2 protein-coding genes are annotated in these 8,753 nt (G+C 75.1%); both read right to left on the bottom strand.

The window, feature by feature from the left end:
• The coding region (locus tag GA0070560_RS29705) for a type I polyketide synthase (protein WP_281185359.1) at window positions 1-6,053 on the bottom strand (6,053 nt) is incomplete at its 3' end.
• A 2-nt stretch (window positions 6,054-6,055) separates the two neighbouring features.
• Window positions 6,056-8,629: a type I polyketide synthase gene (locus GA0070560_RS27760; protein WP_170839619.1), complete on the bottom strand. Its 2,574-nt coding sequence runs from the start codon at window positions 8,627-8,629 to the stop codon at window positions 6,056-6,058.
• Window positions 8,630-8,753: the final 124 nt, after the last annotated feature.

The following is an 8,753-nucleotide window of genomic DNA, read 5'->3' as shown; positions in this document are numbered from 1 at the left end:
GTATGACCCAGATTCGACTTCACCGACCCCAACAACAGCGGCGTCTCCCGGCCCTGCCCATACGTCGCCAGCAACGCCTGCACCTCGATCGGATCACCCAACCGCGTACCCGTGCCGTGCCCCTCCACCACGTCGACCTCCGCGGCGTCCAAGCCCGCATTCGCCAACGCCCGACGAATCACCCGCTGCTGCGACGGACCATTCGGCGCCGTCAGCCCATTCGACGCACCGTCCTGATTCACCGCCGAACCCCGCACCACCGCCAACACCCGATGACCGTTGCGCTCCGCGTCCGACAGCCGCTCCACCAACAGCACACCCACGCCCTCGGACAGGCCGGTGCCGTCGGCTGTCTCCCCGTACGAATGGCACCGCCCGTCGGAGGCCAGGCCCTGCTGCCGGGCGAACTCGACGAACATGGCGGGCGTCGACATCACGGTCGCGCCGGAAGCCAGCGCCAGGTCGCACTCGCCGCGGCGCAGCGACTGCGCCGCGAGATGCAGCGCCACCAGCGACGACGAGCACGCCGTATCGACCGTCACCGCCGGGCCTTCAAGGCCGAACACGTACGACACCCGGCCGGACGCCACGCTGCCCGCCGTGCCGTTCGCGAGATAGCCGGCCAGATCGTCGGGCACGGACGCGAGGCCCGAACCGTAGTCGTGATACATGACGCCGGCGAACACACCCGTACGGCTGCCCCGCAAGGAGGTCGGGTCCAGGCCGGCCCGCTCGAACACCTCCCACGACGTCTCCAGCAACAGCCGCTGCTGCGGGTCCATCCCGAGGGCCTCGCGCGGCGCGATGCCGAAGAACTCCGCGTCGAAGTCACCGGCGTCGTACAGGAAACCGCCCTCGCCGCCGTCGGCCTGCCAGCCCCGGTCGGCCGGGAACGCGGAGACGGCATCGCCGCCGGCGAGCACGAGATTCCAGAGGTCCTCCGGCGAACGCACGCCGCCGGGGAACCGGCACGCCATGCCGACGATCGCGACCGGCTCGTCCACCGCGGCGACCGGCGCGGCCGCCGTCTCCCGGTCGTCCTCGCCGAGCATCGCGGTGAGCAGGAAGGCGGCCAGCGCGGCCGGGGACGGGTAGTCGAAGACCAGCGTCGCCGGCAGGCGCAGCCCGGTCGCGGCGCCCAGGGCGTTGCGCAGCTCGACCGCCATCAGCGAGTCGAAACCGAGGTCGCGGAAGGCGTCGTCGGCGCCGATGCCGTGCGCGGTGTCCCGGCCCAGGACCGCGGCCGCGTGTGACCGCACCAGATCGAGCACGAGGCCGTGGCGCTGCCCGTCGGCAGCCCGGTCCAGCCTGGAGCGCAGGTCGTCGCCGGCGGCCGGACGGTGTGCGACGCCGGCCAGGTCGCGCAGCATCGGTGCCACCGACTCGCCGGCCGCTCGTAGCGCCGGGCCGTTGAGGCGCAGCGGCAGCACCACGGCGGCGTCGGCGGCGGCGAGCGCGCGATCGAAGAGGCCGAGCGCCTCGCCGGTGTCGATCGGGAGGATGCCGGTGCGTGCGATACGGGCCAGGTCACCCTGCCCGACGTGGCCGGTCATGCCGCTCCGCGCCGCCCAGAAGCCCCAGGCCAGCGAGACGGTCAGGGCTCCGCGGGCCCGGCGGCGGGCGGCGAGCGCGTCGAGCGCGGCGTTGGCGGCCGCGTAGTTGGCCTGTCCGGCGGAGCCGAGACTGCCGGCGGCCGAGGAGAAGAGCACGAGCGGTACGTCGCCGACGAGCTCGTCGAGCAGCAGCGCGGCGTCCGTCTTGGGCCGCAGAACGGTGTCGACGCGCTCCGGGGTGAGCGCGGTGACCAGCCCGTCGTCGAGCACTCCGGCCGCGTGGACGACGGCTGCGAGCGGCCGGTCGGCCGGGATCGCGGCGAGCGCCGCGCGCAGCACCTCCCGGTCGGCGACGTCGCCGTGGACGGACTGGACGGTCGCGCCGAGCTCCGCGATCGACGGATCCGGCGTGCCGGTGCGCGAGATCAGCACCAGATTCTGTACGCCGTACGCGGTGACCAGGTGCCGCGCCACGAGCGTGCCGAGGCGCCCGGTACCACCCGTGATCAGCACGGTGCCGCCGGACAGCACCATCGCGCCCGGGGCGGGTGATTCGGTGAGCCGGACGAGCCGGGGCCGGTACGCCCGGCCGTCGCGCAGGACCACCTCGGACTCGCCGGTGACCAGTGCGGGCGTGAGGTCGGCGTCCGCGTCGTCGGTGTCCACCAGCACGAACCGGCCGGGATGCTCGGCCTGCGCCGAGCGGACCAGGCCCCGCACGGCAGCGCCGGCCGGGTCGGTCTCCGCGCCCAGCGTCCGGATGACGAGCCGCTCGCCGGCGGGCTCGGCCTCCAGCCACGCGGTCATCGCGGCCAGAGCGGCGAGCACGGCGTCGCGCGGTGTGGTCCGGTCGATCGTGACGATCCTGTGCTCCCCGGCCGGCTGGGCCTCACCGGCGCAGGGCGCCCAGTCGATCCGGAACAGTGCCGCGTCGTGGGTGTGCCGCAGCTGGCTCTCCGACACCGGCCGCACCAGCAGCGACCGGGCGCTGAGCACGGGCGCGCCGGCCGGATCGGTGACCAGCAGCGCGACCGTGTCCGGTCCGGTCCGGGTGAGACGAGCCCGCACCCGAGTCGCGCCCGAGGCGTGCAGCGTGACACCGGTCCAGGCGAACGGCAGCCGTGTGCCGTCGTCCGTGGCCGGAACGACCAGGCCCACCGCTTGCAGGACGGCGTCCAGCAGGGCGGGGTGGATGCCGAAGCTGCCGCCGTGGCCGGCCGGGGGCAGCGCGGCCTCGACGTAGACGTGGTCCCCGGCCGGGAGCACGGTGTGCAGGCCGCGGAAGGCCGGGCCGTGGTCCAGCCCGTGCCGGCGCAGGTCGCCGTAGAGGGAGTCCACGTCCATGGGCTCCGTGCCGGGACCCGGCCAGGACATCCGGCCGGGCGGTGCGGCCGCCGGGGCGAGCGTGCCGCTCGCGCAGCGGACCCAGTCCGCCCCCGGCGCGCCGGCCGGGCGGATGTGGATGCTCAGCGGTCGCCGGCCGTCGTCGGCCGGGCCGGCGACGATGACCTGGAGCTGGAGCGCGCCGTCGGCCGGCAGCACGGCCGGCGCGGTGAGCATGAGCTCGTCGATCAGTGGGCAGCCGGCTTGGTCGCCGGCGCGCACGGCGAGGTCGAGCAGCGCGGTGGCGGGCAGCAGGACCCGGCCCAGCACGCCATGATCGGCCAGCCACGGGTGGGTGGCGAGCGACACCCGGCCGGTCAGCACGAACCCGTCGCCCTCGGCCAGGCCGAGCGCCATGTCGAGGAACGCGTGGTCGGAGACCGCGAAGTCGCCGGAGGCGCGGCCCGGCGTCCCGGTGTGCCCGTCGGGCCAGTAGCGGGTGCGCTGGAACGCGTAGGTGGGCAGGTCGGCCCGCCGGGCCCCGCCCAGGTCCGCCAGGGCGTCCCAGTCGACGTCGGCGCCGTGGGTGTACAGCTCGGCGGCCGAGGTCAGCAGCCGGGCCCGGCCGCCCTCGCCGCGGCGCAGGGTCCCCGTGGCCAGTCCGGTCCGGCCGGTGTCGTCGAGGATCTCCTGGACCCCGACGGCCAGGACCGGATGCGGGCTGACCTCGACGAAGCTCAGATGATCAACCTCAACCAGGGCGCGGATCGCCGCCTCGAAACGTACTGTCGCGCGCAGGTTCAGGTACCAGTACTCCGCGTCCATCTGCGCGGTGTCCAGCAGCTCGCCGGTCACCGTGGAGTAGAGCGGGACCGCGGCCGGTCCGGGCCGGATGCCGTCGAGCGCGGCGAGCACCTCGGCGCGGACGGCTTCGACGCTCGGCGAGTGCGAGGCGTAGTCCACCGGGATCCGCCGCGCCCGCTCGTCCTCGGCGAGCAGCGCCTCCAGCGCCTCGACGGGGCCCGACACGACGGTCGAGCGGGGGCCGTTGACCGCGGCGATCGACAAGCCGGGCCGGTCGCCGATCTCCGCCACCGGGCGGGACACGGAGACCATGCCACCGCCACCGGCCAGGCGCAGCAGGGCCTTGCTGCGCAGGGCGACGATGCGGGCCGCGTCGTCGAGCGAGAGCGCGCCGGCCACGCAGGCGGCCGCGATCTCACCCTGGGAATGCCCGACGACGGCGGCCGGCTCCACGCCGGCCGAGCGCCACACCGCCGCGAGCGACACCATCACGGCCCACAGCACGGGCTGGACCACGTCGACCCGCTCGAGCGCCGCCGCGTCGGCCAGAACGTCGGGCAGCGTCCAGTCCACGTACGGGCGCAGCGCCACGTCGCACTCGGCGATCCGGGCGGCGAACACCGGCTCCGTGCCGAGCAGCTCCACTGCCATCCCGGCCCACTGGGCGCCCTGGCCGGGGAAGACGAACACGGGGCGGCGCTGACCGGGCAGCGCCACGCCCTCGACGACCATCGGGTAGCGGGTGCCCTGGGCGAGGCCGTCGAGCCGGTTACGGAGCTCGCCGGTATCACCGCCGAGCAGCACCGCCCGGTGCGGGAGCGCGGCCCGACCATGCCGCAGTGACCAGGCCACGTCCGCGGCGCTGCGGTCCGGATGCCGGTCCACGTCGGAGCGCAGCCGGGCCGCCTGCGCCCGCAGCCCCTCCGCGCTCGTGGCGGAGAGCAGCCAGGGCAGCAGGACCGGGCCGGTCTCCGCGGGGCGCTCCGGCATGGTGTCCGGCTCAGGCTGCTCGATGATCACGTGGGCGTTGGTGCCGCTCACGCCGAACGCCGAGACGGCGGCGCGGCGCGGCCGGTCTCCCCGCAGCCACGGCGCCGGGCCGGCCAGCAGGCGTACGGCCCCGGCGTCCCAGTCCACGTGTGGCGACGGATCGTCGGCGTACCGGCTGGCCGGCAGCACGCCGTGCCGCATCGCCAGCACCATCTTGATGACGCCGGCCACGCCGGCCGCCGCCTGCGTGTGGCCGATGTTCGACTTCACCGATCCGAGCCACAACGGCTGGTCGCGGTCCTGTCCGTACGTGGCAATCAGGGCGCGCGCCTCGATCGGGTCGCCCAGCGGCGTCCCGGTGCCGTGCGCCTCGACCGCGTCGACGTCGCCGTGCGCGAGTCCGGCGTCGTCCAGCGCCTGCCGGATGACCCGCTGCTGGGCGGCGCCGTTCGGGGCGGAGAAGCCGCTGGACGCGCCGTCCTGGTTGATGGCGGAGCCGCGCAGCACGGCGAGCACCGGGCGGCCGTGGCGGCGCGCGTCGGACAGCCGCTCGATCAGCAGCACCCCCGCGCCCTCGGACCAGATCGTGCCGTCCGCCCCGGCCGAGAAGGGCTTGCAGTGGCCGTCCGGCGCCAGGCCGCGCTGGCGGCTGAAGTCCACGAACGGCCGCGGTGTCGCCATCACGGTCACGCCGCCGGCCAGGGCCATCACGCATTCGCCACGGCGGACGGCCTGGGCCGCGAGATGCAGCGACACCAGCGACGAGGAACAGGCGGTGTCGAGCGTGACGGCGGGACCCTCGAGGCCCAGTTCGTAGGCGACCCGCCCGGAGACGACGCTGCCCGAGGTGCTGTTGCCGAAGAAGCCCTCGAACTCCGGCGAGTGCTGGAGCAGCCCGCTGTAGTCGTGATACATCACGCCGGCGAAGACACCGGTGCGGCTGCCCCGAGCCGAGTGCGGGTCGATGCCGGCCCGCTCCAGGGCCTCCCACGCGATCTCCAGCATGAGCCGCTGCTGGGGATCCATCGTGACGGCCTCACGCGGGCTGATCCCGAAGAAGCCGGCGTCGAAATCGGCGGCGTCGTGCAGGAAGCCGCCCGACCGCACGTAGGTGGTACCGAGCGCGTCCGGCGCGTCGGCGAACAGCCCTTCGAGGTCCCAGCCCCGGTTGACCGGGAACTCGGTAATGGCGTCACCGCCCCGCTCGACCAGCTGCCACAGGTCCTCGGGCGAGCGGACGCCGCCCGGGTAGCGGCAGGCCATGCCGACGATCGCGATCGGCTCGGCCGGCTCGGCCTCGGCGCTCTCCAGCTGTTGCCGGGTGCGGTGCAGCTCGGCAGTGACCCAGCGCAGGCTCTCGACGAGTTCGGTCTCACTGGCCACGATCACTTACCCCCGAGCTCGCGTCGAATGAAGTCGAGAACCGCGTCGGCCGAGGCGGTGGCGAGCGCGGCCGACCCCGCCGGTCCCGGTTCGGGCCCCGGCTCCGGCTCCGGCCACAGCTCGGCGCCGACGTGCCGGGCCAGCGCACCGGTCGTCGGGTGCTCGAACAGCACTGTCGCCGGCAGCCGCAGGCCGGTGGCCTCGTTGAGGCGGTTGCGGAGATCCACGGCGCCGAGCGAGGTGATCCCGAGGGACATGAACCCGGCGTCGTCGGCGATCCGCTCCGGCCGGTCGTGGCCGAGCACGGCCGCCACGTGAGTGCGGACCAGCCGGGCGACCGTCTGTTCACGCATCGCCGGTGGCGTGCCGGCCAGCCCGCCCGGCCGGTCCGTGGCGGGCCGGGCGACGGGCCATGTGCCGGCCAGGCCGCTCAGCATCGGCGAGTCCCCGCCGGTGGCCAGGCGGGCGGCGACCACGGCGGCCGGCTCGGCGCCGAGCGCGGCGTCGAACATGGCCAGGGCCTCCGCGGTGGCCAGCGGCTCGATCCCGGTGCGCCGGATCCGGGCGCGGTCGGCGTCGGTGAGGCCGGCCGAGAGGGCGCTGCGCTCGGCCCACAGTCCCCAGTCGACCGACACGGCGTGCAGGCCGAGCGAGCGACGGTGTGCGGCCAGGCCGTCGAGGAAGGCGTTGGCGGCGCCGTAGGAGGCCTGGCCGGCCGAGCCGAGCACACCGGCCGCCGACGAGAAGAACACCAAGGTCGTCTCCGGGCCGGCCAGCTCGTGCAGGTGCCATGCGCCGTCCACCTTCGGCCGCAGCACCGCAGACACCCGGTCGGTGCTGAGCGAGGTGACGGTGCCGTCGTCGGTCACGCCGGCCGCGTGCACGATCAGCCGAACCGGCCCCAGGCCGTCGAGCAGCGCCCGGACCTGGGCCCGGTCACTCACGTCGCAGCGCACCACGCGCGCCCGGCCGGTCGGGTCCACGTCGGCGTCGCGGTCGCCGCGCCCGGCGAGCACGACGTCGCGGGCCTGCCAGCGCTCCACGAGGTGCCGCGCGACGGCCCGGCCGAGCGTTCCGGTGCCGCCGGTCACCAGCACCACGCCGGTGCCGTCCCACTGCCACGGCCGGCCCGGCGGCGCCGGCGCGAGCCGGGGCGCGTACAGGCGACCGTCCCGGACGGCGACCTCGGGCTCGCCGGTTGCCACGGCCGCGGGCAGGTCCTCGGCGGCGGCGTCGCGCACCAGCACGATCCGCCCCGGATGCTCTCGCTGCGCGCAGCGCACCAGACCGCGGACGGCCTCACCGGTCCAGCCCCGAGTCGACACGACCAGCTTCTCGCCGTCGCCGGCCAGCCACCGCTGGATTCCGGTCAGCGCCGCGCTGACCGACTCGTGCACACCCGCTGGCGCCGTCGCCGGTTCCGCGGTGCAGTCAAGCACCTCGAAGCCGGTGTCCCGGACGGGACCGGCGGGGATCTCCCGCCAGTCGACGTGGAAGAGACGGCCGAGGCCGGACGGCCGCAGCGCGAGCGACCGGGCGGCGAGAACGATGGTCCCGCCCGGATCCTCGGCGGTCACCGACAGCATGTCTGGACCGGCCGGCGCGAGACGCACCCGCAGCCCGGTGGCACCCGGCGCCGCGACCCGCACGCCGGACCAGGAAAACGGCAGGCGGCCGCGGCCGGGCCCGGTCTGGACCCAGCCGTGCAGGCAGGCGTCGAGCAGCGCCGGGTGGACCGTCCACGACTCCGCCCCGGCCGGCGCGGTGACCTCGGCGAACAGCTCGTCGCCGCGCCGCCACAGGGCGCGCAGCCCCTGGAACGCCGGACCGTACTCCATGCCCGCACCGGCGAGTTCGCTGTACGACACCGGCACGGGCGTGGCACCGGCTGGCGGCCAGGCGGGAAGCGGTTCGGCTGCCGCGGCGCTGGCCTTGACCAGCCTCCCGTCGGCGTGCACCGTCCACGTCTCGTCGCCGTCCCGCCAGGCGCGCACGGTGAACGGCCGCCCGCCGTCGTCCTCGGCGCTGGCCTCGATCTCGATCGCGACCGCAGCGCCGTCCGGGACGACGAGCGGGGTGTGCAGCACGAGCTCGGCGATCTCGGCGTAGCCCACCTCGTGACCGGCGCGCAGGGCCAGCTCCACGAAGAGGGTGCCGGGAACAAGCCGGGAGCCGGCGACGACGTGGTCGGCGAGCCAGGGATGCGCGGCCGTGGACAGCCGGGCGCCGAGGACGACGCCGCCGGAGTCGGGCACGGCGGCGATCCGGTCGATCAACGGATGACCGGTGGGCGCGGGGCCGGCGTCGAGCCAGTAGCGCTCGTGCTGAAACGCATAGGTGGGCAGGTCGGCCGGGTGGCCGGCGGGCAGCACCGCGGCCCAGTCGATCGGTGCGCCCGCGACGTGCAACCGCGCCAGCGCCGCCAGCAGAGCCTCGGCCTCAGGCTGCTCCCGGCGCACCGCCGGCACAAAACCGTCATGCCCCAGCGCGGTCAACGACCCGTCCGGGCCGATCTCCAGATAGATGTCAGCGGCAGCCGCCCGCACCGCATCGGCGAAGCGGACAGTCTCCCGCACATGCCGCACCCAATACGCAGCCGAATCCACCGCCGGATCACCCGCGAACGGAATCACCGGCGCCCGGAAATCAAACCCACCGATCGCCGCAGCGAAATCATCGAGCATCGGCTCCATCAACGCC

The organism is Micromonospora halophytica, assembly GCF_900090245.1.
In the GTDB taxonomy this organism is placed as follows: Bacteria; Actinomycetota; Actinomycetes; order Mycobacteriales; family Micromonosporaceae; genus Micromonospora; species Micromonospora halophytica.
Note: the sequence above shows the minus strand (reverse complement) of the source record. Positions and strands in the feature narration are given on the sequence as shown.